Below are 24,620 nucleotides of genomic sequence, written 5' to 3'. Positions count from 1 at the left end.
TTGGCCTCCGACCGGCCTCCGCGCTCGCTCTCACCTAGTTCGGTACCCGGCACGCTTTAGGTACTCGGGCAAAACCAGCACTCCCCTCGAAAAAGTGGGGATCCGTCAGCGTACCGGGAGCCACGCCCGCCGCCAGCGCCGACACCCACCTGACGCTTTGCCGCTACTTATTATCATCCATGACGCGGTAGTCGGCGTCAACCACGTTGTCCCGCTTGCCGCCGCCACCCTCGGTTCCGGTGGCCTGCTGCTGCCGGGCCTGGCCGGCCTGCTGCTGGTACACCTTGGAAGTCAGGGCGAACAGGGCCTCGGACAGGGCTTCGGACTTGCGCCGGATCTCCTCCACGTCCTTGCCCGCCAGGGCGTCCTGGAGTTCCTTCCTGGCCTTCTCCACCTTCTCCCGGTCGGCCGCGTCGGCCTTGTCGCCCAGGTCCTTCAGGGTGCGCTCGGCCTGGTAGACCATGGAGTCTGCCTGGTTGCGGAGCTCGGCCTCCTCCTTGCGCTTCTTGTCCTGCTCGGCGTAGGTTTCGGCGTCCCTGACCATGCGCTGAATCTCGGCCTCGCTGAGACCGCCGGAAGACCTGATGGTTATGGCCTGCTCCTTGCCCGTGGCCAGATCACGGGCGGAAACGTGCACGATGCCGTTGGCGTCGATGTCGAACTTGACCTCGATCTGCGGGACCCCCCTGGGTGCGGGCGGGATGCCGGTAAGCTGGAACCGGCCCAGGCTCTTGTTGTCCGCGGCCATGGGCCGCTCGCCCTGCAGCACGTGGATCTCCACCGTGGTCTGGTTATCGGCGGCGGTGGTGAAGATCTGGCTCTTGGAAGTGGGAATGGTGGTATTGCGTTCGATGATCCTGGTGAAGACCCCGCCCAGGGTCTCGATGCCCAGGGAGAGCGGCGTCACGTCAAGGAGGAGGATGTCCTTGACCTCGCCAGCCAGCACTCCGGCCTGGATGGCCGCGCCCAGGGCCACGCACTCGTCAGGGTTGATGCCCTTGTGCGGCTCCTTGCCGGTTATGCGCCGTACCGTCTCCTGTACCAGGGGTATGCGGGTGGAGCCGCCCACCAGGATCACCTTGTCGATCTTGTCCGGGGTGAGACCGGCGTCGCTCATGGCCTGCTGCATGGGCCCCACGGTCTTCTCCACCAGGTCCCGGATCAGTTCCTCCAGCTTGGCCCGGGTGAGGGTTACGTCCAGGTGCAGCGGACCCGACGGCCCTACGGAGATGAACGGCAGGTTGATGTTGGTGGAGCTCATGGTAGAGAGCTCGCACTTGGCCTTCTCGGCCGCCTCCTTGAGCCGCTGCATGGCCATACGGTCCGACCTGAGGTCCACGCCGTACTGCTTCTTGAACTCGTCCGCCAGCCAGTTCATGATGCGCTCGTCGAAGTCGTCCCCGCCCAGGCGGTTGTTACCCGCCGTGGCCTTGACCTCGAACACGCCCTCGCCCAGCTCCAGGATGGACACGTCGAAGGTGCCGCCGCCCAGGTCGTATACCAGGATGGTCTGATCCTCGCCCTTGTCCAGACCGTAGGCCAGGGCTGCGGCCGTGGGCTCGTTGATGATGCGCAGCACCTCCAACCCGGCGATCCGCCCGGCGTCCTTGGTGGCCTGGCGCTGGCTGTCGGTGAAATAGGCGGGCACGGTGATGACCGCCTGGGTGACTTTCTCCCCCAGGTAGGACTCGGCATCGGCCTTGAGTTTCTGCAGGATCATGGCCGAGATTTCCTGCGGCGTGTACTCCTTGTCGTCGATCTTTACCCTGTGATCCGTGCCCATGTGCCTCTTTATGGACATCACCGTGCGCTCGGGGTTGGTAATGGCCTGGCGCTTGGCCACCTGACCGACCAGACGCTCTCCTTCTTTGGTGAAGGCCACCACCGAGGGGGTAGTGCGCCCCCCTTCGACATTAGGAATGACCACCGCTTCGCCGCCTTCCAGTACGGCGACGCAGGAGTTGGTAGTGCCCAAATCGATGCCGATAACCTTACCCATCGCTCTCACCCTCCTCAGGCCTAAGGGGTATCACCTTTTCCTCCTTCTCCGGCTTCCTGGCCACCCTTACCAGGGCCGGACGCAGCACCCGACCGCGAAAGAAGTAGCCTTTCTGCAGCTCGTCTACCACGGTATTGTCCTCGTAGTCCTCACTCTCCACCGTAGCTACCGCGTGGTGCTTGGTCGGGTCAAATCCCTGACCGACGCTGTTCATAGGAGTAGCCCCTTGCTTGAAGAGCAACTCCCCCAGCTGCCGGCAAACCATGCCCACTCCGGTGCGCAGGCTCTCCAAGCTGGCGCCGTCCTGACCGGCGGCGGCTACCGCCCGTTCCAGATTATCTACGACCGGCAGCAGCTGGCGCAAAAACTCCTCCAGTGCCCGTTCCCCCGCCTCTTCCTGCTCCCGCAGTACTCGCCTGCGGTAATTGGCAAAGTCCGCCTGCAGGCGCTGCAGGTGCTGCACGTAGTCCTCGATTTCCCGGGTCTTGGCCGCCAGTTCTTCCTCCAGGGTCTCTAGCCTTTCCCGCAGCTGAGGCGCTTCTTCGGCCGCCGGCTCGGCGGCGGGCTCTTCCCCCGGCTCTTCCGGTGCGGCCAGGCTCCCGGGCCCCGGCACGTCTTGCGCCCGGGTTTCCGGTTCCTGGTTTGGCTCCGGCCCCGGGCGCGGGCAGGCTCCGTTTTCCCTCTCCCTATCCTCGGCAGTCATTTACGCTCTCACCCCGTTTCGGCCCGGCTTCAGCGGTAGAAACGGGCCATGATTTCGGAAAGCAGCGAGCTGATATATTCAACCATGGCCACCGCGCGGGCGTATTCCATTCGGGTGGGGCCCAAAAGCCCGATGGCCCCCACCACCTCGTCTCCTACCCGGTAGGTGGCGGTAACCAGGCTGCAGTAAGGCATGTTGAAGGCCTTGTTCTCTCCACCGATGCGCACCGCCAGTTCGGCCTCCGTCTCCTGCAGCAGCAGCTGCCGCAGGAGAGGCTCGGTCTCCAGGAGGTTCAGTACTCCCTTAACCTTCTCCAGGTCCCGCCGGAACTCCGGTTGGTTGAGGATGTTCAGCGTGCCGCCCAGGTAGATGCGCTCTGCCCGGCTCCCGGAGACCGCATCCTCCACCGCCTCCAGCACCGTCCTCACCACGCGGCGGTAGGATGCCAGTTCAGCCTGCATTTCCTGCAGGGCGACGCGGCGCAGGATATCCAGGGTAGAGCCCCGGAGGTGACGGGTCAGCACCCGGCTGATCACCGTCAGGTCCCCGGGAGTGATCTCCTCGGGCAGATCCAGAAACCGGTGCTGGATGGTGCCCACGTTGGTCACCACCAGGAGCAGCGCCCTCCTGGGCGCCAGGGACAGCAGTTCCACGTGCAGGATCACGCTCTTGGCCCACTGGGGCCCCAGGGCCAGACCGGTAAGGTTGGTCATGGCCGAAAGCACCTCGCTGGTGCGGGCAATCAGCTCTTCCACCGCCTCCAGCTTGGTGATCAGGCTCTGGGCAATGAACTCCTGCTCCTCGGGAGTGAGCGGCTGCTTCTCCATGAGGTAATCCACGTAGTAGCGGTAACCCAGGTCGCTGGGGATGCGACCGGCCGAGGTATGCGGCTGCTCCAGGAAGCCCATTTCCTCAAGGTCGGCCATCTCGTTACGGATGGTAGCCGGGCTCACGCCCAGATTGTACTTGCGGGCCAGGGTGCGGGAGCCCACCGGCTCGGCGGTGGCGATGTACTCCTGGACTACTACCTCGAGTATTCTCCTCTTCCGCGTGTCCAGGTACATAGGCTTCTCCCCCTGTTAGCACTCTCGATGCCAGAGTGCTAAGCCTAACTTCAAAATATCACCCCCGGCCCTCATTTGTCAAGGCACCCCGGCTTTCCGTCGCCTCCGCCGTTGGCTTGGGGCGGCCCGCTTCACGTCTCAACGGAGCCAGACATCCAGCATCATCCCCAGGAAGAGCACGGCCAAATAAGGGCTGGAGAACTTGAACAGGACCCAGGCTTTTTCCCGCCGGGGACGGCGGTAAACGTGCAGGCTCAAGGCCAGGGCCGCCACACCCAGGCCCGCCGCCACCGCCGGGTACACCGCACCCCACCGGCCCACCCAAACGATCACCAGGGACAGGGCCACCATGAGCACCACGCTGAGAAGTATCCAGCGCAGGGCCCGCTCCGGTGCGGTAACCACCGGAAGCATGGGGATGCGGGCGCGGGCGTAATCTTCCCGGTGAAAGAGGGCCAGGCTCCAGATATGGTTGGGGATCCACAGGATCACCAGCGCGGCCACCAGGACCGGCAGCAGCTCCAGCCTTCCGGCCACCGCCGCCCAGCCGAAGAGGGCCGGCATGCCGCCGCTGATGCCGCCCAGGACGATGTTCCACGGGCTGCGGCGCTTGAGCCACAGGCTGTAGACCCCCACGTAACCCAGCATGCCCGCCCAGAGCAGCCACCAGGCCCAGAGGTTAAGGTTCCAGGCCAGAACCAGGGACAGGCCGAAGAGGAACATCCCCCAGTAAAGGGCCCGCCGGGCGGGGTGAATACGGCCGGAAGGGACCGGACGGTAGCGGGTCCGGGACATTACGGCGTCCAGGTCCCGGTCGAAGTAGCAACTGGCGGCGTTGGCCCCGGCGCAGGCCAGGGTTACGGCCGCCAGGGCCAGCAGCAGCACCCCGGCCGATACCGGGTAGTGAGCCCCGGCCAGCACCATCGTGCCCAAAGCGGTAAAACTCAGCAGAGCCACCGAGCGCGGCTTGGTCACCTCCACGTAGGCTACGAGCGAGGGCCAGTACCATCCAGCGGTCAGGGCCCGGGCGGTTTCCTTCATGCGTTTCTCCTCCCCGTCAAGTTGTCTCGTGGCCGAGTCATCTCCGGCTCGGAGCCCGCCGCAACGCGAAGCTCGAACCCTAGTTCGGTCGCCTAAGCGACCGCTACCAGGGGGAACCAGGGCTGCCGCCAGGGCCGGCCGGGCACCGGGCACTTTACACGAACTCCCGGAAGACCAGGTTGCCCAAGAGGCGGCCGCGAGGAGTAAGGCGGTAATAGCCCGCCCCTTCCTCTATCAAGCCCAGGCGGCCCAGGTACTTCAGCCGCGGACCGAAGACTTCCGTCACCTCCCGGCCGAAGCGCCTCCGGAAGGCCCCGGCCTCCACGCCCCGCGTCAGGCGCAGCCCCAGCATCATGGTTTCGGCCATGGCCGCCTCCGGCTCCAGCTCTTCCTGCTCGGCCACCGGCAGCCGGCCCGAGTTCACCCTTTCCAGGTATTCCTCCAAAGCCGGCAGGTTGATCCAGCGCCGCTCCTCCATGAAGGAGGCCGCAGCCGCCCCTACCCCCAGGTAGGGCCTCCGCAGCCAGTAGGCCAGGTTGTGACGGCAGGCATGCCCGGGCAGGGCAAAATTGGAAAGCTCGTACTGCTCGAACCCGGCCTTCTCCAGCCTTTCCTCCGCGTATTCGTACATGGCCGCCCGTTCCTCTTCCTCCGGCAGGACGAGTTCCCCTTCCGCCGCCGCCCGGCCCCAGGGGGTTTGCGGGTCCAGCTGGAGTTCGTAGCAGGACAGGTGGGTGGGGGCGAGCTCCAGGGCGGCCTCCAGGTCCTGCCGCCAGTCGTCCGGGCTTTGGCCGGGAAAGCCGAAGATGAGGTCAAGATTGAGGTTGTCGAACCCCGCCCGGCGCGCCTCGGCTGCGGACCGCAGGATGTCCTCCCGGTGGTAGGGCCGGCCGGCAAGGCGCAGGAAGCGCGGGTCAAAGGACTGTACTCCCAAGGACAGCCGGTTGACGCCGATCTCCCGCAGGGTCTCGAGGAGTTCCGGGGTGAGCGTCCCGGGATTGGCCTCCACGGAAAACTCGACCCGGGGAGAAAGGCGAAAACAGCACCGCAGGGCCGCCCCCAGCTGCCGCCACAGGGATACCGGCAGCAGGCTGGGTGTGCCCCCGCCCACGTAAACCGTGGTGATTTCCGGGGCCGGGTTCAGGCGCCGGGCCCAGAGCTCCAGCTCCCGGGCCAGGCCGGCTACGTAGGCGGCCGTCTCCTCCGGCCCCCGGCCCGGGTAGGAAACGAAGTCGCAGTACGGGCACTTCCGGAGGCAGAAAGGGACGTGCAGGTACAGCGACAGATCCATGCCGGCTATTCCTCCAGCCGCAGGACGGCCATGAAGGCCTCCTGCGGGATCTCTACGCTGCCTATCTGCTTCATACGCTTCTTGCCTTCTTTTTGCTTCTCCAGAAGTTTCTTCTTGCGGGTGACGTCCCCGCCGTAGCACTTGGCCAGCACGTCCTTGCGCAGGGGCTTCACCGTCTCCCGGGCGATGATCTTCCTGCCCACCGCCGCCTGTACCGGCACCTCGAAAAGCTGGCGGGGGATCAGTTCCTTGAGCCTGACCGTGAGCTCCCGCCCCTTCTGGTAGGCCCGTTCCCGGTGCACGATGCAGGAAAGGGCGTCCACCATTTCCCCGTTTATGAGGATGTCCAGCCGCACCAGGTCCGCCTCCTGGTAGCCGTCGAACTCGTAATCCAGCGAGGCGTAGCCCCGGCTGCGGGCCTTCAGCTGGCCGAAGAAGTCGTAAATGATTTCCGCCAGGGGCAGGCGGTAGGTGAGCATCACCCGGTCGCCGCTCAGGTAGTCCATGCCTAGGAACTGGCCCCGGCGCTCCTGTGCCAGTTCCATTACCGGCCCCACGTGCGCCGAGGGCACCAGGACGGTGGCCTTGACCACCGGCTCCTCCATGCGGTCGATCTTCTCCGGCGGCGGCAGGCGGCTGGGATTGTCGACGGTCAGGACCTCGCCGTCGGTCTTCACCACCCGGTAGGCCACGCTGGGCGCGGAACTCACCAGCTCCAGCCCGTACTCCCGTTCCAGCCGCTCCTGCACGATTTCCATGTGCAGCAGGCCCAGAAAACCGCAGCGAAAGCCGAAACCCAGGGCCTGGGAGGTCTCCGGCTCGTAAACCAGGGCGGCGTCGTTGAGCTTTAGCTTGGCCAGGGCGTCCCGGAGATTCTCGTAGGCCCGGTTGTCGGTGGGGTAGAGCCCGCAGAAGACCATGGGCTTTACCGGCCGGTACCCGGGAAGGGGCTCGTCCGCCGGCCGGTCCGCACCGGTGATGGTATCCCCTACCCGGGTGTCCTCGATCTGGCGGATGCCGGCGGTGAGGTAGCCCACCTGACCGGCCGAGAGTTCCTCCACCGGCCGGCGCTGGGGCGTGAAGATGCCCACCTCGTCCACCTCGAATTCCAGGCCGCTGGACATCAGGCGGATGCGATCGCCGGCGCGCACCCGGCCGTCCATCACCCGGATGTAGGGAACCGCCCCCCGGTAATTATCAAAGAGGGAATCGAAGATGAGGGCCCGCAACGGCGCTTCGGCCCGTCCCCCCGGCGGCGGAATGCGGCGCACCACCGCCTCCAGCACCTCCTGCGTTCCCCAGCCCATCTTGGCGGAAACCAGGATGGCCTCCGAGGCGTCCAGCCCCACCGTTTCCTCTATCTCCCGCTTCGCCCGCTCCACGTCCGCACTGGGCAAATCGATCTTGTTGATCACCGGGATGATCTCCAGATTCTGGTCGATGGCCAGGTAGGCGTTGGCCAGGGTCTGGGCCTGCACGCCCTGGGTGGCGTCCACCACCAGAAGCGCGCCCTCGCAGGCCGCGAGACTCCGGGACACCTCGTAGCTGAAATCCACGTGGCCGGGGGTATCGATGAGATTGAGGTAATAGGTGTGGCCGTCCGAAGCCCTGTACTCCAGCCGCACCGCCTTCATCTTGATGGTAATGCCCCGCTCCCGCTCCAGATCCATCTGGTCCAGGATCTGCTCGGTCATCTCGCGCGGCTCGATCGCTCCGGTAAACTCCAGCAGGCGGTCCGCCAGGGTGGACTTACCGTGATCGATGTGGGCGATGATGCAGAAATTACGAATGAAGCGCGGATCCAAGCCTCCGTCCCCCTCGTTTTCCGTGGACCATTATAACATTGGCCCCGGGGGGCAACAAGGAGGCCGGTCTTTGGCATCTCCCCGGGCTATCGTGCCGGCGGTCCTGGTTCCCCCTCGTACCGGTCGCTTCGCCGACCGAACTAGGGCTCGTGCTTCGGGCTCCGGCGGGCTCCCCGCTTAGGCGCCATCCATGGCGCCGGCGCGGCTTCGGCCTTCCGTGGCCTCCGGCCCGCCTCCACGCTCGCCCTCGCCGAGTTCGGTGCCCGGCGAGGCTTTAGGTACTCGGAGAAACCAGGACCGCCGACCCTGAGGCAGCCCAACCGCCGGATCGCCAAGGCGTCTCTAGGGCTGGCGGCCCAGGCGGCGCTTCACTACCTCCCAGACCTGGCCCACTTCCTCCATGCGCATCGCCACCGCGGCCAGCACGAATACCAGCAGGGCCAGGCCTATAGCCGCACCCACCTGCTGTGCCTGACCCAGCTTGCCCGCGAGCAGGGCGTACGGCTCCAGGTGCCCGGCGACCACCCAGGCGCCCAGCACCGCCACCGTGCCGGCCAGGAGGCTCTTGAGCCCCGAGGTGGCCAGGGCCCGCCCGCCTATTCGGCCCAAGCGTCGCCGCAAGAGGAGCAGAAGCAGCACGAAGTTGAACCCGCCGGCCAGGGAGTAGGCCAGGGCGAGGCCGCCGTGACCGAGGGGTCCCACCAGGCTCACGTTCAGCCAGATATTGAGGCCGATGGCCGCCACCCCGGCCACCATGGGGGTGGTGGTGTCCTGAAGGGCGTAGAAGGAGCGGTTCAGCACCTGGATGCACCCGTAGGCCACGATGCCCAGGGAGTAGAAGAGCAGGGCCTGGGCGGTGGCCAGGGTATCCTCCGGGGTGAACTTCCCCTGCTCGAAGAGCAGGCGCACTATGGGTACCCGCAGGGCGATCAGGCCCAGGCTGGCCGGGACCAGGAGGAAGACCAGGGAGCGCAGGCCCAGGGAGAGGGTGCGGCGGTAGTCGTCGTACCGGCCCTGGGCCGCCTGGATGGTAAGGTTGGGGAAGCTGGCCACCGCCAGGGCCACGCCCAGCGTGCCGATGGGGAGCTGCATCAGCCGCTGGGCGGTGCGCAGCGCGGCCACCAGTCCTTCGGCCAGGTGGGAGGCCAGGTTCTGGTTCACGAACAGGTTGAGCTGGGTGACGGACAGGCTTATCAGGACCGGCACCATCAAACGCCAGATCTTCCGTACCCCGGGATGGCCGAGGTTAAGGCTGAAATGGTAGCGCACCCCGTAGCGCAACAGAGGCGGCACCTGCACGGCAAATCCCGCCACCGCGCCCACTACCACTCCCAGAGAAAAAGCGGTAATGCCCAGATAGGGGGAGAGGAACCAGCCCACCAGGATAATCCCCAGGTTGTAGAGCACCGCGGAAAGGGCGGTGGCGGTGAAATACCGGTACGAATAGAGCACGCCCATGGCCACGCCGCTTAAGGCCATGAAGAAAGCCTGGGCAAACATGATGCGGGTGAGCTTTACCGTCAGCCGCATGGTTTCGGCGTCAAAGCCCGGCACCAGAAGCCGCACCAGCTGCGGGGTGTAGATCAGCCCCAGACCGATGCCCACCAGCATCATGAGAATGACGAAGTTGAAGACGGTGCTGGCCACCTTCCAGGCCTCCTCTTCCCGGTCGGTGGCCAAATATCCCGCAAATACGGGTATGAAGGCCGAGCTCAGGGCTCCCCCCACCAGCAGCAGGTAGAGAAAATCGGGGATGGAAAAGGCCGCCTGATAGGCATCGGTAAGGTTGTTCTGCCCGAAGCGGGCATAGAGAAGGACCTCGCGCACGTAGCCCAATAGGCGAGAGGCGACCATGGCGGCCGTCAACAGTCCCGCGGCGCCCGCCGTTCCCTGGCTACCTCTCACCCAGACCCGTCTCCCTTGCTCCGATCACGCCCCTAATTATACCATCAGATTACTTCTTTTAATACCCGGGCGAGCAGTCCGGCCGCCGCCTCCACCTGCTCCAGAGTATTGTGCTGGTTGCCGATCTCCACCAGCAGGGCCTGCGGGTGCAGGTGCTGGTTGTAGCGCCCGCTCTGAACCCTCACCCCCCGGCAGAGGCCCGGATAGAGCTGCTCCATCCTGGTCTCCACCCGGCGGGCGAAGGCCAGGTTTTCTTCCCAGGTGGGATGGGACAAGCGCAGGTTGGAGCCCACCACCAGGAGCACCTGCGCCACCTCCCGCCCCTCTATCGTCGCGGTCACCGGACGATCGCCGGCGTCCCGGTGCACGTCGATGACTGCCGCCAGATTCGGGTAGGCGGCCAGAGCCGCCTTGACGGTGACCTCAGAGCGGGCGTAGGCGCCGGTAAGCTCGGGGTAATCGTGGATGGCCGGAGAAAGCACCACCCGCACCCCTTCTCTCTCCAGGGCCGACGCCAGGGCGGCCGCCGCCCGGGTCACCCCGCCCGAAGTCCCCGGAGAAACCCTGGCCACCCCGTAGTCAGGCAGGTAGCTTTCCGCGTTATGGGTAGTATAGATGAACAGCTCTACCTCCTCGGCTTGTCCGGTAGGAGGAAGCACCGGATTCACCGGCTCCAGGGGTATACCGGGGCGGGGCGAGACCTCTTCTTCTTCCTCCTCCTCCGGGTTATAGCGCCCCGCGGCCGGCAGGGCCTCTCCCCGGCCGGTAGAAAGCGCGGGCATCTGCACCTGAAGCCACCCCTGCGGGGTCCTCAGGTCCACGCCGCTCCAACCGGAAGACCAGGAGGCGAGCACGGGCTCCGAACCCGGGAGCGGGAGCACCGAGGTCAAAATGCGTTTGCCCCAGCTAACCGGGAGATCCGTGCGCGGCCAGGAAAGGCGGGGAACGCCGAAGAGAAGTAGGGACCCGATCAGCAGTAGCAGGGCCGCCGCGAAGAGGCGACGGCGGCGCAAGACCAGGTAGAGGCGCACTCTTGTCCCCCCGTTTCTCCTACCCCAGTCTATGCGCCGCCTGCCGGTTATAGTACCGTCAGGTGGGCCTCGGCCCGGTTGCCCCACTGTCCCCGGCAGTCCTGGTTTCCCCTTGTACCGGTCGCTTAGCCGACCGAACTAGGGCTCGACCTTCGGGCTCCGGCGGGCTACCGGCGGAGGCGCCGTCCGTGGCGCCCCGCCGCTGCGGCCGTCCGTGGCCTCCGGCCCGCCTCCACCCTCGCCCTCGCCGAGTTCGGTGCCCGGCACGCTTTAGGTACCCGGAGAAACCAGGACTGCCGGGGCAAAAAGCACGAGTCATAAGGAATGCGGCCCGGTTAAGGGCCGCGTCCTGCGTTTCATCCGCCTCCACCTGCGACTAGCGTAGAGCGGTGGGTACAAAGGTATCCACGACGCCGATCACCAGGGCTGCGAGCAGCGCGCCGAGAATGTTCACCGACAAGTAGGCCGGCACTATGAACTGGGCCACGTAGATGACCACGGCGGCGGTGATGAACCCCACGAGGCCCCGGCTGCGGGGGGAAATCTTAGGCCCCAGCACGGTCTCCACCAGGTATCCCAGAGCGGCGATCACCACCGCCGCTATGAGCGCTCCGGTGAAGCCCGCCACCCGTATCCCGGGCAGGAACCACCCGATAAGCAGCAGGACCAGCGCCGACACCAGGAAGCGGATTACTACCGCCAGCACTTTGCCCACAGGCTACACCTCCTTCCCGCTATTAGCTTGACCGGCAAGGGACGGAATTATACCATCAACTGGGAGCCTCGAACGACCGGCAGTACCGTGCTCAACAGCCAAAACCGGCGGCCGTTCAGCGTTACTCCACCCGGCGGTCCGGGTTCCCCCTTGTACCGGTCGCTTTGCCGACCGAACTAGGGCTCGGGCTTCGCCCTCCGGCGGGCACGCCGCTTAGGCGCCGTCCGTGGCGCCGGCGCGGCTTCGGCCATCCTTGGCCTCCGGCCCGCCTCCGCCCTCGCCGAGTTCGGTGCCCGGCACGCTTTAGGTGCTCGGGGGAACCAGGACCGCCGGGTGGAGCCGGAGGAATCACCGTTCGGGCCAGGGTTGCCGCACGCCGTGCACAGGCGTATTATTCAGGCCGAGAGGTAGACCATGCTGCGGCACTCTTTCATCTTCATCCCCGGCATAGGCCGGCACACGGAAAACCGGCTCTGGCAGCGCCGGATCCTCACCTGGAACGATCTGCGGTCCGGGCTGGGCGCGGCAGGGCTCAACCGCCGCCAGCAGGCGGCGGCCCGGGAATACCTTTCGCGGGCGGAAGAGGCGTTGGCCCGGCAGCAGGCGGCGTTCTTCGCCCGCCACCTGCCCCGCCGGGAACACTGGCGCGCCTACGCCGAGTTTAGGGCCCGGACGGTGTTCCTTGACCTGGAGACCACCGGTCTGTCGCCCTACTACGACCGGGTAACGGTGATCGGCTGCTGCGACGCCGGCGGAGCCCGGGCCTTCGTCAGGGGAGCGGATCTGGAGGCTGCGGCCGACTACCTGCGGGGCTTCGCAATCCTGGTGACCTTTAACGGCACCCTCTTCGACCTGAGCTTCCTGCGCCGGGAGTTCCCGGGAATACTCCTTCCCCCCATTCACCTCGACCTGCGCTACCTGCTGAAAGGTCTGGGCCTGGGCGGGCCGCTCAAACGCATCGAGGCCAGGCTCGGCATTTCCCGGCCGGAGACGGTACGGGATATAGACGGCCACCAGGCGGTGGTGCTGTGGCGGCGTTTCCAGGACGGGGACCGGGATGCCCTTGACCGGCTGCTGCTCTACAACCGCTGCGATACGGTCAACCTGGCCCGGCTCATGGACCTGGTCTATGCCCTCAAGGCCCGCGAGGCCGGCTTTTCGCCCGACCCGGCTTTCTCTTCCGGCCCGGCCCCCGACGCCCTCCCGTACCTGCCCGATGCCTTCGGGCGGCCGCTGCCCGGAGAACCCGGTCCGGCCGCAGCCTGTGCCTCCGGCCGGCACCCCCTGCTGGTTCCCGGGCTGATCCGGCAAATCGAGGCCCGCGGGCGGGTTCCGGCGGCGGTAGGGATAGACCTGGCGGCCACCGAAGCCCGGGAGACGGGCTTCTGCCTGCTGAGAGGCGAGGAGGCCGACCTCGCGCGGGCCGCGACCGACGAGGAAATAATGCGACTGGTCCGGGCCGCCGGGGCCGAACTGGTGTCCATCGATGCTCCCCTGAGCCTGCCGGCCGGGCGCTGCTGCACCAGCGACTCCTGCCCGTGCCGCGTTCACGGTCTCACCCGTGAATGCGAGCGGGTCCTCGTCCGCCGGGGCATCAGAGTGTATCCCTGCCTGATCGAAAAGATGCGCGGGCTCACCCTCCGGGGCATGCGCCTGGCCGAGCGGCTGCGCCGGGAAGGAAAGGAGGTCATCGAGTGCTACCCGGGAGCCGCCCAGGACATCCTGGGCTGGCCGCGCAAGCGGGCGGACCTGGAGGGACTACACCGGGCGCTGGTAGACGCCGGGGTGCGCCTGCCGGCCCGAGGCCGGCGGCCGAGCCACCACCAATTGGACGCGCTCACCGCCGCCCTGGTGGGCTACTTCTACCTGGCCGGCCGCTACGAGGCCCTGGGAAACGCCGGGGAAGGATACCTGATCGTTCCCCTGCCCTGACGACCCCGGCCCGGCCGGGGGAATTCCCGTTCCCGCCGGCCGCCTCGCCGGCCGAGGTAAACTCTGGACAAGTCGGCGGCGGGTGGTGTTGCCAGAAGGGTTCCGGGATGCTAAAATGGTAGGGCGAATAGGAGGTGACACCGCACTTGGCCAAGAAGAACAAGTCGGCGCTCAAGCGGGCCGCGCAGGCGGAACGCCGGGCCCTTCGCAACCGGGCGGTAAAGTCCCGGACCCGGACCGCCATCCGGCGCTTCCGTGAAGCCATGGAGCAGAACGACCGGCAACTGCTGTCGGAACGGCTGCGCGAGGCGGTTCGGGTCATCGATAGGGCGGTTACCCGGGGCGTGCTGCACAAGAATACGGCCGCGCGCCGCAAGTCGCTGTTATACAGGCTTTTTAACAAGAAAACCGCTCAAACCTAGTCCGCCCAAAGCCCGCGGCGCCGGGGCCACAGGTCGTGGGTCTTCTGCCGCAAGGAGGCGAGCAAACGTCCTTGCGGCTTTGCATTTCTTGGGTAGACGGCGACCGGTTTTTTTGTTTCTCGCCACCACATACTATAACCGGAGTTCAGACCTCTATACCGGGAAGGGGGTTGAGCCGCTTGGCACCCAAGGCGGGCTCGGTGAAGACGCAGGCCGAGATCAATCGCGAGCAGCAGCGCGAGCAGGCCCGGCAGCAGCGCAATCGCCAGGCCTGGGAAACCGCCGCCGATCTCGGCCCGGGATCGGCCAAAACCCCGGCCGAAAGCCGGCGGGAAGAGCAGTACAACGCCCAAGTCACTCAGGAGCGGCAGCGCCGCAACCAACAGGCCTGGCAGAACGCTGCCAAGGACGAGCCCGGATCCTCCAAAACCCAGGCGGAAATCCAGCGGGAACAGCAGATGGCCCGCCAGGACCGCTAGCCGCGGTGGCCTGCTAGCCCCCTAGCAGGCCTACATAGAAACCAGATTGCCTCTTCCAGCACCGCCCGGGGATCCCGACCGGTGCTTTTCAGCCTCACGTCCACGGCCAGGAGTTCCTCCAGGGCTTCTTCCAGCCGGTCCGTATCGAAGCGCTGCATCTGCCGGAGGAGCCTTTCCGCCACAAAACCCGGTAACCCCAGCTGCCGGCCGACCTCGGCCGAAGACCTGCCCTCCGCCACCAGCAGCCGCGCCCACAGCAACAGCCGTACCTGCCGGGTCAGAAGGTAGGAAAGCCGCAGGGGTGCCTCGCCTCCGTCCAGCAGCCGCCGCAGCAGGACCAGGGCGCGGGCGGCATCTCCCTCACCCGCCGCGTCCACCAGGTTGAAGATGGTGCCCTGAGGAGTGGCCGAGACCACTTCGCGCACGGCGGCCAGGTCGACCTCATTGGCCTCGCCCGCATAGAGGCAGGCCTTGGCCACCGATCCCAGCAGGAAGCTCAGATCCCCTTCGGCAACCGATACCAGATAGGCCAGGGCATCCGGCCGCAGGCTCTTGCCGTAGGCAGAGGCTTCCTCCCGGGCCCAGCGCCGCATTTCCCCGGCTTCCAGCGCCTCAAAGGCCACCGTGCGGCCGGCGGCGGCAGCGGCCCGGTAGAGCCGCCCGGCCGTATCTACTTCCGCTCCGGCCACCAGCACCAGGCAGCCGGCCGGTGCGGGCCGGGCGAGGTAATTCAGGTAGGCCTCCTCGTCTTCGCGCCTGGATCTCCCGGTGAGCAGCTCCTCGTCCCGCACCACCAAAAGCCGCCAGGGAGCGCCCACCGGAAAGGTGGAGATCCAGCCCAACAGTTCCGCTACCGGCCGCTGCCCGCCTTCGGCAAAGAGGCAATTGAAGGCCCGCACCTCCTCGGGCAGGCAGCCGGCCAGGCGCTCCAGCACCAAGCGAACAAGGTAACGCTCGGGACCGTAGAAAAGGTAAAAAGGCTCCGGCCGGCCCTCGCGGGCCCGGGCCAGAACCTTCCCCGGAGTAAGCCCCTGAGACTTCAAATCTCTCCGGCCTCCTCGGCCGCCCCTGCGGCCAGACCCCTCAGTTTCTCCTTGCCCCCCTTATCCCCCACCACCAGCAGTACGTCGCCCGGCTGCAGGGTAACCTCTTCCCCGGGAGAGTCGAAAAGCACCCCCCGCCGCCGCACCGCGGTCACGGTCACCCCGGTGAGGGCGCGGATGTTGGCCGACTGCACGCTCTGCCCCACCAGGGGCGAACCGCTGCCCACCTTGATCTCCTCGGTGTTGTACAGCATCTGCTTCAAGAGGGCTTCCTTATAGTGCACGATTTCGCGGGTCAGGTGCTCGATTTCCGCGTTCAGGCGGTTGCGCTGCTCCAGCAGTTCGTCCAGGCGCTTCTCCATCTTCTCCAGAGCGGAGAATTCCTCGAAGTCCTCCACGAACTTCTGGGCCGCCCGCCGCGAGAGCACGATGATCCCGCTGCCGGCCACCGTTTCCACCACTTCCCGGGCCTGCAGCAGGGCCACGGCCTTGCGGATGGTTTCCGGGGAAACGCTGTACTGGCCGGCCAGGACCGAACGGCCGTAGATGCGCTCGCCCTCGCGGTAGCGGCCGCGGGCGATGTCCGCCGCCAGCATCAGGGCGATTTCCTCGTAGCGGGCCAGCTCGCCTTCGCGGCGGCCTCCCGCGCCTTTCTGGTTCAGCAATCCCTTTCCACCTCTATCGACCCCGGAAAACCGGAGCCCGTTTCTCCAGGAAGGCCTTTACTCCTTCCTTGGCGTCCTCGGTTTCGAAAAGTCCCCCAAAAGCGGCGGCCTCCAGGGCCAGTCCTTCTCGGAGGGAAGTCTGGAGTCCACGGTTGATGCACTGCTTGGCCACGCGCACGCCTATGGGCGCACGGCTCAGGATCTTGCGCGCCAGGTTGCGGGCTTCCTCCACCGCCTGGCCCCGGGGTGCCACCCGGTTCACCAGGCCTATCCGGTAGGCTTCCTGGGCGGAAACGGGATCCCCGGTGAAGATCAGTTCCTTGGCCAGGCCGGCACCGATCAGCCGGGGCAGCCGCTGGGTGCCCCCGTAACCGGGCATTACCCCCAGGTTGACTTCGGGCTGTCCGAAAACGGCGTTCTCCGCCGCCACCCGCAGATCGCAGACCAGGGCCAGCTCGCAGCCTCCGCCCAGGGCGGCACCGTTCACCGCGGCAATGGAGACCACCGGCAGCTCCTCTATCTTGTCGAACACCCCCTGGCCCCGCCGGGAAAAATCCGCGCCGGAAACCCCGTCCAGGCTGGGAAACTGGGTCACGTCCGCCCCGGCCACGAAGGCCCGCTCCCCGGCTCCGGTGATGATGACCGCGCCCACGTCCCGGCGCCGGTAGAGCTCGTCCAGCGCCGCCTCCAGCTCATCGAATACCTGAGCGGAAAGGGCGTTGACCGGCGGGTTGTTGACGGTCACCAGGGCAATAGCCTCTGCCACTTCCAGGGTCACTTTTTCGCCCAAGGAAAACCCCTCCTTTTACTGTCTCATCTTCACTTTTCCCTGCCGGCAGTGCCGGTTCCTCCGGACAGGACTGCCGGCGAAAGGTGAGGATCCATCGCTTCCTTTTCTCAATATACCGTTATCAGCTCCTTGATCTGGGCGTAGCGCCCCTCGCCTATCCCGGAGACGTTCTTTATGTCTTCAACCGTACGAAAAGGCCCGTGCTCCTCCCGGTAGGCCACTATCCGCTGGGCCAGCGTGGGCCCTATGCCGGGAAGGGCCTCCAGCTCCTGGGCGCTGGCAACGTTGATGTTGATGGGCCCGCCCGCCCCACCCGCGCCGGGTGCGAACGCCGCCGGGCCTCCGGCCGCAGCCGGGGACTCTCCCTGCCGGGGAACCGTGATCTTCTGCCCGTCCGCCAGCGGAGCGGCCAGGTTAAGGGCGTGGACGTCCGCTTCGGGAAGGGGACCGGCCTGTTGCACCGCCTCCATGACTCTGGCCCCTTCGGCCAGCTCGTACACCCCGGGACGGGCCACCGCCCCGGCCACGTGCACCCGGACCGCCTTGGGCTCTTGTTCCGAAGTGGTTTCGGTCGCGGAAACCGTTTCCGCCGCCGGAACCAGGACCGGGGGCGGCTCGCTCCGCAGGCGCCCGTACTTGACCCCGGCGGCAAAGGCCAGGGCACCGGCCAGAAGCGCCAGCACCACCAGTAGGCGACGATCCCAAACCACGGTTGTTTCCCTACCGCACCACCAGGTTTATGAGTTTATCCGGAACCCACACCACTTTGAGGACCTGCTTACCCGCCAGCCACTGCTGCACCTTGCCCTGCGCCAGGGCGAACTCGCGGGCCTTTTCCCCGTCCAGGCCGGCGGGCAGGCGCAGGCGGTCCCGGACCTTGCCGTTGATCTGCACCACCACTTCCACCTCTTCCGCCACCAGCGCCCGGGGGTCGTACTCCGGCCAGGGCTGGCGGTGCACGCTTTGAACGTGGCCCAGCCGGTGCCACAGTTCCTCGGCCAGGTGGGGGGCGAAGGGAGCCAGCAGAAGCACCAGGGTTTCGGCCGCCACACGGAGCAGGGCCGGGTCCTGTTCTGCCGGCGCCACGTCGTCCCGGTAACGGTAAAGCCCGTTGACCAGCTCCATGACGGCGCTGATGGCGGTGTTGAAGTTGAACCGTTCCTCGATGTCCTCCGTTACCCGCTTGACCGTCCCGTGCACCAGCCGCCACAGCTCCCGATCGGCAGGGTTTTCTGGGGCCGCAGCTCTGCCGGCGGGACCCAGGGCCGGAAGCAAGGAGTTTACCAGCCGCCACACCCGGTTGAGGAAGCGGTGGCAGCCCTCCACCCCCGCGTCGCTCCATTCCAGGTCCCTTTCCGGCGGCGCAGCAAAAAGGATAAAGAGACGGGCGGTATCGGCGCCGTACCGGGCGATAATATCCTCCGGGCTGACCACGTTGCCCTTGGACTTGGACATCTTGCTGCCGTCTTTCAGTACCATCCCCTGGGTGAGAAGATTGGTAAAGGGCTCGTCCACTCCCACCAGGCCCAGGTCGTAAAGCACCTTGGTAAAGAAGCGGGCGTACATCAGGTGCAGGATGGCGTGCTCCACCCCTCCGATGTACTGATCCACCGGCATCCAGTAGTTGACCTTATCGGGCAGGAAGGCCCGGGTACGGCTGTTGGGGCTGGCGTAGCGCAGGAAGTACCAGGAGGAGCACACGAAAGTATCCATGGTATCGCTTTCCCGCCGTGCCCGGCCTCCGCACTGCGGGCAGGTGGTATCCAGGAACTCGCGGCAGGTGGTCAGCGGCGACTCCCCCGTAGGCTTGAACTGCACCTCATGGGGGAGCAGCACCGGCAGGTCCTCCTCGGGAACCGGCACGATGCCGCAGCGGTCGCAGTAGATAATGGGAATGGGAGCCCCCCAGTAGCGCTGGCGGGAGATGAGCCAGTCCCGCAACCGGTAGTTGACCGTGCGGCAGCCCAGGCCGGATTGCTCCAGGTAGTCGGCCAGACGCTCGATCCCCTCCCGGTTGGGCAGGCCGCTGAAGGGACCCGAGTTAACCATGACGCCGTCACCCTCGTAGGCCTGGGCCAGCCCGCCTTCCTCCGGGCCGCCCTCGGCGGGCCTGATGACCGGCTTTACCGGCAGGCCGTAGGCCCGGGCGAACTCGAAGTCCCGCTGGTCGTGGGCCGGCACACCCATCACCGCACCGGTGCCGTACTCGGGAAGCACGTAGTTGGCCACCCAAATGGGCACGGCCTCACCGGTAAGGGGATGGCGGGCGCAGGCGCCGGTAAACAGCCCCTCCTTGACCAGGTCGGCCGCGGTGCGGTCCACGGCGCTCATCTGCCGCACCCGCCAGGCAAAGTCCCGTACCGCTTGTTCCTCCGGCCTCCCGGCCACCAGCTTCTCCACCAGGGGGTGCTCCGGGGCCAGAACCAGGTAGGTAACGCCGTAGAGGGTATCCGGCCGGGTGGTGAAAACCGTCAGATCCTCGCCCTCGGGGCCGGTAAACTTTACCTCCACCCCGTAGCTCTTGCCGATCCAGTTCTCCTGCATCACCTTTACCTTTTCCGGCCAGCCGGGAAGCCGGTCCAGCCCCTCGAGCAGCCGTTCGGCATAGGCGGTGATGCGGAAGAACCACTGCTCCAGATCGCGCTTCTCTACCGGGGTCTCACAGCGTTCGCACCGCCCGCCCACCACCTGCTCGTTGGCCAGCACGGTCTGACAGGAGGGACACCAGTTGACCGCCGCCTTCCTGCGGTAGGCCAGGCCGTGCTTGTACAGTTGGAGAAACAGCCACTGCGTCCAGCGGTAGTACTCCGGCAGACAGGTGGTGATCTCCCGCTCCCAGTCGTAACTGAAGCCCAGGGCCTTGAGCTGGCGCCGCATGTTCTCGATGTTGTTCTGCGTCCACACCGCCGGATGAATGCCGTGCTGGATGGCGGCGTTCTCCGCCGGAAGTCCGAAGGCGTCCCAGCCCATGGGGTGGAGCACGTTATACCCCCGCATCACCTTGTAGCGGGCCACCACGTCGCCGATGGAATAGTTGCGGACGTGACCCATATGCAGGTTGCCCGAGGGGTAGGGAAACATCTCCAGGAGGTAGTACTTGGGCCGTTCTCCGCCTTCCTCCACCCGGTAGAGATCCTGCTCCTCCCAAGCCTTCTGCCACTTGTTCTCCAGGCGCCGGAAATCGTAACGGTCTTCCATGGTCTCCTCCTAAACGGTTCGCACCTCGGCGTCGCCCCAGAGTCTCTCCAGGTCGTAAAAGCGCCGCTCTTCCTCGCGAAAGATGTGCACCACGACCGCCCCGTAGTCCAAAAGAATCCACAGGGCGGAGTTATAACCCTCGGTGTGAAGCAGCGTGTAGCCGGCCTCCCGCATTTTTTCCGTGACCCGATCGGCTATGGCCCGGGTCTGCGTGGTAGAGGTGCCGCTGGCCAGAACGAAGTAGTCCGCCACCAGGGATACACGGCGCAAGTCTAAGGCCAGCACGTCCCTGGCCTTGCGGTCCAGCGCCGCATTCATGGCCACCCGGGCCATTTCCCAGGCTGCCTCCTCACCCACCATCCTCCCCTGGTCTGCAGGAGGAACGGCCCTGTGCGGGGGCATCAGCGGCCGGCCGCCTCCTTTTCTTCCCGCCCTCGGTACAACCCGTGGTCGAAAATGTATTGCTCCACCGCCTCCGGAACCAGGTATTTTATGGACCGACCCGAGCGCACCCTCTGGCGCACGTCGGTAGACGAAATGGCCAGGGCCGGCACCTCCAGCAGGTGGATGCGCAGGCGCTGCTCCGGCGACAGTTTGCCCAGCACCTGCCCCAGACTCTGGAGGTGGTATCCGGGGCGGGTGGCGGCAATAAACTGGCACCGGGCCAGTAGCTCGTCTACCCGGTGCCAGGCCAGGATCTCCTGTATGGCGTCCGCGCCGGTAATAAAATAAAACTCGGCATCTCCGCCGTATTGATGCTGGAATTCCCTCACCGTATCCACGGTGTAGGAATAACCCGGCCGGTCGATCTCCACCCGGGAAACCCTGAACCAGGGATTGCTGGCCACGGCCAGCACCACCATCTGGTGGCGGTGGTGGGCAGGGGTCAACGCCTGACCCGCCTTGTGCGGCGGGGACCCCGAGGGCACAAAAATTACGGCCTCCAGGCCAAAGTCCGTACGGGCCGCCTCGGCCGTTACCAGGTGGCCGTAATGGATGGGATCGAAGGTTCCGCCCATGATGCCCAGCCTAGACACTTTCCCGCGCCCTGGCACCTCCCCTTGGGGTTTCCCACCTGGCTATTATATACCCTACTGGAAAACCCCGCAAGGTCCGAAGCGACCGCTCGCCAAAGCAGACGTGCAACTCGCCGGGGACCGAACCTGCGAGGACGACGCGATTGTCTACTATATTGCAGATTTGAGCGCTCTGTGCTAACCTGTTGCTAGAGGTGATGTCTCCGTGGAGATTCTCACGCTGGAAGAGGCAGCCAAGATGCTCAAGATCAGCGAGTATACCTTAAGAAGATACGCCAGAAGAGGAGCGGTACCCGCCCGCAAAATTGGCGGCCAGTGGCGTTTCTCTAAAGAAGAACTCCTGGACTGGTTCCGCTTCAGCGCTTCAGAGGCCGGAAACCCGCTTGCGGGCAGCGGACGCCGTGGAGCGGACTATGATGAGCCTCTAACCCCTGAGGAAGCTACGGCAAGCGAAACAGCCTGGCAGGCCTACCTGGCCGGCCTGGACAAGGGTGAGTCTCTGGAGAAAGTCAGAGGGGAACTCCTGGAGGCTGAACGTGACTGAGTGGCAGGTAATCATCCTTCAACCGGCCCGGCGCTACCTAGAGCGGCTGCCCCGAAAGGAGCAAAAGCGGATATTGAATGCTCTCCAGAAGCTCCAGGAAGACCCCCGGCAGGTACTGGTTAAGCCTCTCAAGGGTCGGCCGGAATGGAGCCTCCGGGTAGGAGGTCGGAGGGTGCTGATTATGGTGGACAAGAAACAAAAGCGGTTGGTTATCACCACTATAGGGCCAAGGGGAGACGTTTACTGAGTAAGTGGATTATGCCCGTGAAGGCGCAAATCCAAGCGTAGGGAAATCCGGCGGGCCCGGCCCAATCCAGTTCTGGCGGACCGGGCCGGGCCCATAAAGACGTGGGAGGATGGTGGCGGCTCTAGTGGTGCACGGTCCGCAACAGAGATTCTACCTCTGCGGGCAACGGAATCCGAGGCGACCGGGTGGTACAAACATCGGACAATACCAAGCCCACCATACGCTCTATTTCCGCCGATCCCAGAGCCTTTTCTTCGATGACCATTTCCGCCCGCGCCGGCACCAAAAGGTCGCTGGTTTCGCAGCGCACCATCTCCAAACTCTCGCCCAGCAAACCGCCGATAACGTCAAACTCCGTAGGCGGGTGGGCGATTCGGGACTGCGCTCCCAAAGAAACCGCCGGGTGCCTTCAGGGTGTAATACAGGGCTACGGCCACGTATACTATCGATAAGGCGTAACCCAACAAAACGACGCCCTTCCTGGTACTTCCCCGAAGCCGATCTACGAGGAGTTCGATGTTTATGTGGCCGTCGGCCTGCAGGCAGTAACCGGTACCGATAAAGGCGACCGTCAGCAAGAGGTACTGGGAAATGGGCAGGGACCACGGGGTGGGACGGTGGAAGGCCGACCGAGCCACCACCTCCAGGAAGCCCAAACAGCCCATCACCAGTATCAGCTAACCGGCAGCAACGCCCAGCCAAGCGTTAAGTCGACGCAAGGTGTTCCCCCCTTCAATAAAGAGCCGCCCGGGACGGGAAACCGGCCCGGGACGGCTAGGGCTGACCGGCTGAAAGCCTTACTTGACCGAGCGCAGAGCGTTGATCAATTCCTGACCCAGTTCACCGGAGTACTGGGCTCCGGCTCGCCCGCCTGGCAACCCCAAATCGGGAGCGAAGAAGAGCGATTCCGAACCCTCTGACGGCCCTAGCATCCTGCAGCCACCCAAGAGCGAACCCGGGCGATTTTCATGACCGTCCCGTGAAAGCAGGCTGCCTCAACAGCGCCTGAACCTAGATACTGAAGAACAAGTGTATCGCAAGACATCCTCGGCCACCACAAGGCGTGAGACTAGACTGCTTGACAATCAGGAGAAACATCCTATAGAATTTCAACGAGGAGGTTGCCTCTATGACCTCGCAAAGGATCAGCAAGAGTACCGTAAGTCAACGCTATCAAACCGTGATTCCCGCGGCCATCCGGGAGCAATACCATATCCGCGAAGGAAGCCGCCTGGCCTGGATTCCCAAGGGAGACAAGATCGAGGTAGTTCCCCTCCCGGAGGCTCACCAGGACTTTAGGGGAAGTGGCCGGGGGAAACGCCTCCTGCAGGCCCTGTTGTCTTACCGGGCCGGGGAGCGGGAGCAATAAGCATGGACACTAACGGGTCCGCAAGTTACGTACTGGATACCAGCGCCCTACTGGCCTACTATCAAGACGAGGAGGGGGCGGAAGAGGTAGGGCGAATCCTGGCGGAGGCGGCTCGCGGCGAGGCCATTGTGTATCTGTCCTTCATGACCATTTTCGAAATCGCCTATCTTGCCATCGCCACCGAAGGGGCCGAGGAGGCGGTTAAGCTCATCCTCCAGATCCGGGAGTTAGACTTACAGGAAGCATGGCCTGACGAGACGCTGCTGTGGCAGGCAGCGGCACTAAAGGCCCGAGGAGGAATGAGTGTCGCCGATGCCTTTATCGCCGGCCTGGCCGCCGCCACAGGCGCTACCCTTGTTCACCGCGACCCAGAATTCGGCCGTCTTCCGCCCGAAATAAGACAGCTTACGCTGGCAAAGTCCTGATCAACCTTATGATCCCAGGTAATGGCAAGAAAATGCCCTGCCCCCGAACCGATGGCCGGGGGACCGGTTTCGCTACCGGCCCCCGGCGAAAAGAAGCCCCTTACTCTTTCTCCCACCTTCCCACTTCTTCGGCAAAGAGAATATGGGCCCCTTCCTTCACCATTTCCCCCCACTCCCGCAGGATCTCCTGGAACACCTCGGAGGCGGTGTCCTTCTCCCAGCCCGCCGGGTCGGCGATCTCAACCACCGCCACGTACCGGTAGGGGATGGAACCGGTCTTGGAGTCCACCACCTTGTTGAGGGTTACGCTCCGGCAGGAGGGAAAGGCGGCAAAGGCCGGCCCCTTCTTGTTACGGAAGTAGGCTTCGTACTGCTCTTCGGTAACCTCATCCTTGAGGTTATACAGAACTATCTCCTTCATGATACGAACCTCCTATCTCAATGATTTAGCTTTCAACTCCTCCAAACTCCCGCGCTCATAGAATCTTGGGGTCTTGCTGGGGAATTTGGGGGCTTTTTGGTTTTGCCGGCCCAGCAGGAGCAGGCGCGGCTGTGGATATGTGGGCAGCACCCCCATCGAATAGGGCGTGCCAGTTTGAAAATGGTTTGGCTCGTTGGTACCGGCAGCAGTCTGTTCTCTCACCCGTGGCGCTGCCAAGCGGTTGTGGATCCCTGTGGGCAACTCAGGATTAAAGCTCCGAATTAAACTGCCACCACCATGGGGTTGGCCCCAGAGTCCATAACCGCGTCATACCCACAGCCGCCCTGGGAAACCTGCCGGGTTAACCTTCATCGTTTCCCCCTTTCAGGTGTGGATTAATACTTGGTCCAGTTTTGGGTGGCACCCTCACCTTTTTGGCCCTCGGCTACCCTATCATGTCTCCCGGGGTCTAGGCCCCATCATTCCTTCGTTCG

At 65.1% G+C, this 24,620-nt stretch carries 26 protein-coding genes and 1 pseudogene; 7 read left to right on the top strand and 20 right to left on the bottom strand.

Features of this window, described 5'->3' with window-relative positions:
- Positions 1-163 precede the first annotated feature (163 nt).
- From dnaK to NUV99_00095, 9 genes are all read right to left on the bottom strand, one after another.
- The gene (gene dnaK / locus NUV99_00135; GenBank protein ID MCR4418568.1) at positions 164-1,999 is read right to left on the bottom strand and encodes a molecular chaperone DnaK; all 1,836 of its coding nucleotides are present in this window, start codon (positions 1,997-1,999) and stop codon (positions 164-166) included.
- Complete coding sequence (gene grpE, locus NUV99_00130; GenBank protein MCR4418567.1) at positions 1,992-2,702, bottom strand: nucleotide exchange factor GrpE; 711 nt, start codon at positions 2,700-2,702, stop codon at positions 1,992-1,994. The genes dnaK and grpE overlap by 8 nt, the downstream gene beginning before the upstream one ends.
- A 29-nt stretch (positions 2,703-2,731) precedes the next feature.
- Positions 2,732-3,766 carry a heat-inducible transcriptional repressor HrcA gene (gene hrcA, locus NUV99_00125; GenBank protein MCR4418566.1) on the bottom strand — a complete coding sequence of 345 codons (1,035 nt, stop codon included), beginning with the start codon at positions 3,764-3,766 and terminating at the stop codon, positions 2,732-2,734.
- A 138-nt stretch (positions 3,767-3,904) separates the two neighbouring features.
- On the bottom strand, positions 3,905-4,807 hold the full coding sequence (cyoE, locus tag NUV99_00120; protein ID MCR4418565.1) for a heme o synthase: 903 nt from the start codon (positions 4,805-4,807) through the stop codon (positions 3,905-3,907).
- 154 nt (positions 4,808-4,961) lie between these two features.
- Positions 4,962-6,098 carry a radical SAM family heme chaperone HemW gene (hemW, locus tag NUV99_00115; protein ID MCR4418564.1) on the bottom strand — a complete coding sequence of 379 codons (1,137 nt, stop codon included), beginning with the start codon at positions 6,096-6,098 and terminating at the stop codon, positions 4,962-4,964.
- A gap of 5 nt (positions 6,099-6,103) precedes the next feature.
- Positions 6,104-7,903 carry a translation elongation factor 4 gene (lepA, locus tag NUV99_00110; protein ID MCR4418563.1) on the bottom strand — a complete coding sequence of 600 codons (1,800 nt, stop codon included), beginning with the start codon at positions 7,901-7,903 and terminating at the stop codon, positions 6,104-6,106.
- A gap of 342 nt (positions 7,904-8,245) precedes the next feature.
- The gene (gene murJ, locus NUV99_00105) at positions 8,246-9,808 is read right to left on the bottom strand and encodes a murein biosynthesis integral membrane protein MurJ (protein ID MCR4418562.1); all 1,563 of its coding nucleotides are present in this window, start codon (positions 9,806-9,808) and stop codon (positions 8,246-8,248) included.
- A 44-nt stretch (positions 9,809-9,852) separates the two neighbouring features.
- The gene (locus NUV99_00100; GenBank protein ID MCR4418561.1) at positions 9,853-10,839 is read right to left on the bottom strand and encodes a stage II sporulation protein P; all 987 of its coding nucleotides are present in this window, start codon (positions 10,837-10,839) and stop codon (positions 9,853-9,855) included.
- Between the two features lie 376 nt (positions 10,840-11,215).
- The gene (locus NUV99_00095) at positions 11,216-11,545 is read right to left on the bottom strand and encodes a phage holin family protein (GenBank protein ID MCR4418560.1); all 330 of its coding nucleotides are present in this window, start codon (positions 11,543-11,545) and stop codon (positions 11,216-11,218) included.
- A 423-nt stretch (positions 11,546-11,968) separates the two neighbouring features.
- Between NUV99_00095 and NUV99_00090 the strand changes: the two genes are divergently transcribed.
- The 3 genes from NUV99_00090 (at position 11,969) to NUV99_00080 (ending at position 14,387) form a co-directional block, all read left to right on the top strand.
- Positions 11,969-13,486, top strand: coding sequence for a DUF429 domain-containing protein (locus NUV99_00090; protein ID MCR4418559.1), 1,518 nt, complete (start codon positions 11,969-11,971; stop codon positions 13,484-13,486).
- A gap of 146 nt (positions 13,487-13,632) precedes the next feature.
- Positions 13,633-13,908, top strand: coding sequence for a 30S ribosomal protein S20 (rpsT, locus tag NUV99_00085; GenBank protein MCR4418558.1), 276 nt, complete (start codon positions 13,633-13,635; stop codon positions 13,906-13,908).
- A 179-nt stretch (positions 13,909-14,087) separates the two neighbouring features.
- Positions 14,088-14,387, top strand: a complete 300-nt coding sequence (locus tag NUV99_00080; protein ID MCR4418557.1) for a hypothetical protein — start codon at positions 14,088-14,090, stop codon at positions 14,385-14,387.
- Here NUV99_00080 and holA read toward each other — a convergent pair.
- From holA to nadD, 7 genes are all read right to left on the bottom strand, one after another.
- A complete protein-coding gene (gene holA, locus NUV99_00075) occupies positions 14,384-15,430 on the bottom strand; it encodes a DNA polymerase III subunit delta (protein ID MCR4418556.1) in 1,047 nt (348 codons plus the stop codon). The two genes, NUV99_00080 and holA, sit on opposite strands and share 4 nt — an antisense overlap.
- The gene (locus tag NUV99_00070; GenBank protein ID MCR4418555.1) at positions 15,427-16,095 is read right to left on the bottom strand and encodes a GntR family transcriptional regulator; all 669 of its coding nucleotides are present in this window, start codon (positions 16,093-16,095) and stop codon (positions 15,427-15,429) included. Before NUV99_00070 ends, holA begins: the two co-directional genes overlap by 4 nt.
- Before the next feature lie 13 nt (positions 16,096-16,108).
- Complete coding sequence (locus NUV99_00065; protein MCR4418554.1) at positions 16,109-16,885, bottom strand: enoyl-CoA hydratase-related protein; 777 nt, start codon at positions 16,883-16,885, stop codon at positions 16,109-16,111.
- Between the two features lie 107 nt (positions 16,886-16,992).
- The gene (locus tag NUV99_00060; GenBank protein MCR4418553.1) at positions 16,993-17,595 is read right to left on the bottom strand and encodes a ComEA family DNA-binding protein; all 603 of its coding nucleotides are present in this window, start codon (positions 17,593-17,595) and stop codon (positions 16,993-16,995) included.
- Positions 17,596-17,605: 10 nt separating this feature from the next.
- Positions 17,606-20,083: a leucine--tRNA ligase gene (gene leuS / locus NUV99_00055; protein MCR4418552.1), complete on the bottom strand. Its 2,478-nt coding sequence runs from the start codon at positions 20,081-20,083 to the stop codon at positions 17,606-17,608.
- Between the two features lie 9 nt (positions 20,084-20,092).
- Positions 20,093-20,416 carry a ribosome silencing factor gene (gene rsfS / locus NUV99_00050; GenBank protein ID MCR4418551.1) on the bottom strand — a complete coding sequence of 108 codons (324 nt, stop codon included), beginning with the start codon at positions 20,414-20,416 and terminating at the stop codon, positions 20,093-20,095.
- A 68-nt stretch (positions 20,417-20,484) separates the two neighbouring features.
- On the bottom strand, positions 20,485-21,120 hold the full coding sequence (nadD, locus tag NUV99_00045) for a nicotinate-nucleotide adenylyltransferase (protein ID MCR4418550.1): 636 nt from the start codon (positions 21,118-21,120) through the stop codon (positions 20,485-20,487).
- Positions 21,121-21,325: 205 nt separating this feature from the next.
- On the opposite strand from nadD, the gene NUV99_00040 reads away from it, so the two are divergent.
- Together NUV99_00040 and NUV99_00035 are read left to right on the top strand one after the other, a co-directional pair.
- Positions 21,326-21,664, top strand: coding sequence for a helix-turn-helix domain-containing protein (locus tag NUV99_00040; GenBank protein ID MCR4418549.1), 339 nt, complete (start codon positions 21,326-21,328; stop codon positions 21,662-21,664).
- Entirely contained in the window at positions 21,657-21,911 is a 255-nt protein-coding gene (locus NUV99_00035) for a type II toxin-antitoxin system RelE/ParE family toxin (protein MCR4418548.1), read from the top strand. The genes NUV99_00040 and NUV99_00035 overlap by 8 nt, the downstream gene beginning before the upstream one ends.
- A 121-nt stretch (positions 21,912-22,032) precedes the next feature.
- On the opposite strand, the gene NUV99_00030 is transcribed toward NUV99_00035, so the two are convergent.
- From NUV99_00030 to NUV99_00020, 3 genes and pseudogenes are all read right to left on the bottom strand, one after another.
- On the bottom strand, positions 22,033-22,221 hold the full coding sequence (locus NUV99_00030) for a hypothetical protein (protein MCR4418547.1): 189 nt from the start codon (positions 22,219-22,221) through the stop codon (positions 22,033-22,035).
- A 3-nt stretch (positions 22,222-22,224) separates the two neighbouring features.
- Positions 22,225-22,284: pseudogene (locus NUV99_00025) on the bottom strand (hypothetical protein).
- Entirely contained in the window at positions 22,259-22,576 is a 318-nt protein-coding gene (locus NUV99_00020; GenBank protein MCR4418546.1) for a TRAP transporter small permease, read from the bottom strand. The pseudogene NUV99_00025 and the gene NUV99_00020 overlap by 26 nt, the downstream one beginning before the upstream one ends.
- Before the next feature lie 464 nt (positions 22,577-23,040).
- On the opposite strand from NUV99_00020, the gene NUV99_00015 reads away from it, so the two are divergent.
- Both NUV99_00015 and NUV99_00010 read left to right on the top strand, forming a co-directional pair.
- The gene (locus tag NUV99_00015) at positions 23,041-23,280 is read left to right on the top strand and encodes an AbrB/MazE/SpoVT family DNA-binding domain-containing protein (protein MCR4418545.1); all 240 of its coding nucleotides are present in this window, start codon (positions 23,041-23,043) and stop codon (positions 23,278-23,280) included.
- A gap of 2 nt (positions 23,281-23,282) precedes the next feature.
- On the top strand, positions 23,283-23,705 hold the full coding sequence (locus NUV99_00010; protein ID MCR4418544.1) for a PIN domain-containing protein: 423 nt from the start codon (positions 23,283-23,285) through the stop codon (positions 23,703-23,705).
- A 100-nt stretch (positions 23,706-23,805) separates the two neighbouring features.
- On the opposite strand, the gene NUV99_00005 is transcribed toward NUV99_00010, so the two are convergent.
- A complete protein-coding gene (locus NUV99_00005; GenBank protein ID MCR4418543.1) occupies positions 23,806-24,126 on the bottom strand; it encodes a hypothetical protein in 321 nt (106 codons plus the stop codon).
- Between the last annotated feature and the right edge of the window lie 494 nt (positions 24,127-24,620).

It is taken from the genome of Clostridia bacterium (genome assembly GCA_024653205.1).
Classification (GTDB): domain Bacteria; phylum Bacillota; class DSM-521; order Neomoorellales; family SLTJ01; genus JANLFO01.
Note: the sequence above shows the minus strand (reverse complement) of the source record. Positions and strands in the feature narration are given on the sequence as shown.

Excerpts from the sequence above, each read along its gene's own strand:
- hrcA (MCR4418566.1), bottom strand. The coding sequence starts at position 3,766 with ATGTACCTGGACACGCGGAAGAGGAGAATACTCGAGGTAGTAGTCCAG.
- NUV99_00015 (MCR4418545.1), top strand. The coding sequence starts at position 23,041 with ATGACCTCGCAAAGGATCAGCAAGAGTACCGTAAGTCAACGCTATCAA.
- hemW (MCR4418564.1), bottom strand. The coding sequence starts at position 6,098 with ATGGATCTGTCGCTGTACCTGCACGTCCCTTTCTGCCTCCGGAAGTGC.
- NUV99_00020 (MCR4418546.1), bottom strand. The coding sequence starts at position 22,576 with ATGGGCTGTTTGGGCTTCCTGGAGGTGGTGGCTCGGTCGGCCTTCCAC.
- NUV99_00090 (MCR4418559.1), top strand. The coding sequence starts at position 11,969 with ATGCTGCGGCACTCTTTCATCTTCATCCCCGGCATAGGCCGGCACACG.
- NUV99_00010 (MCR4418544.1), top strand. The coding sequence starts at position 23,283 with ATGGACACTAACGGGTCCGCAAGTTACGTACTGGATACCAGCGCCCTA.
- rsfS (MCR4418551.1), bottom strand. The coding sequence starts at position 20,416 with ATGGCCCGGGTGGCCATGAATGCGGCGCTGGACCGCAAGGCCAGGGAC.
- leuS (MCR4418552.1), bottom strand. The coding sequence starts at position 20,083 with ATGGAAGACCGTTACGATTTCCGGCGCCTGGAGAACAAGTGGCAGAAG.
- grpE (MCR4418567.1), bottom strand. The coding sequence starts at position 2,702 with ATGACTGCCGAGGATAGGGAGAGGGAAAACGGAGCCTGCCCGCGCCCG.
- cyoE (MCR4418565.1), bottom strand. The coding sequence starts at position 4,807 with ATGAAGGAAACCGCCCGGGCCCTGACCGCTGGATGGTACTGGCCCTCG.
- NUV99_00005 (MCR4418543.1), bottom strand. The coding sequence starts at position 24,126 with ATGAAGGAGATAGTTCTGTATAACCTCAAGGATGAGGTTACCGAAGAG.
- dnaK (MCR4418568.1), bottom strand. The coding sequence starts at position 1,999 with ATGGGTAAGGTTATCGGCATCGATTTGGGCACTACCAACTCCTGCGTC.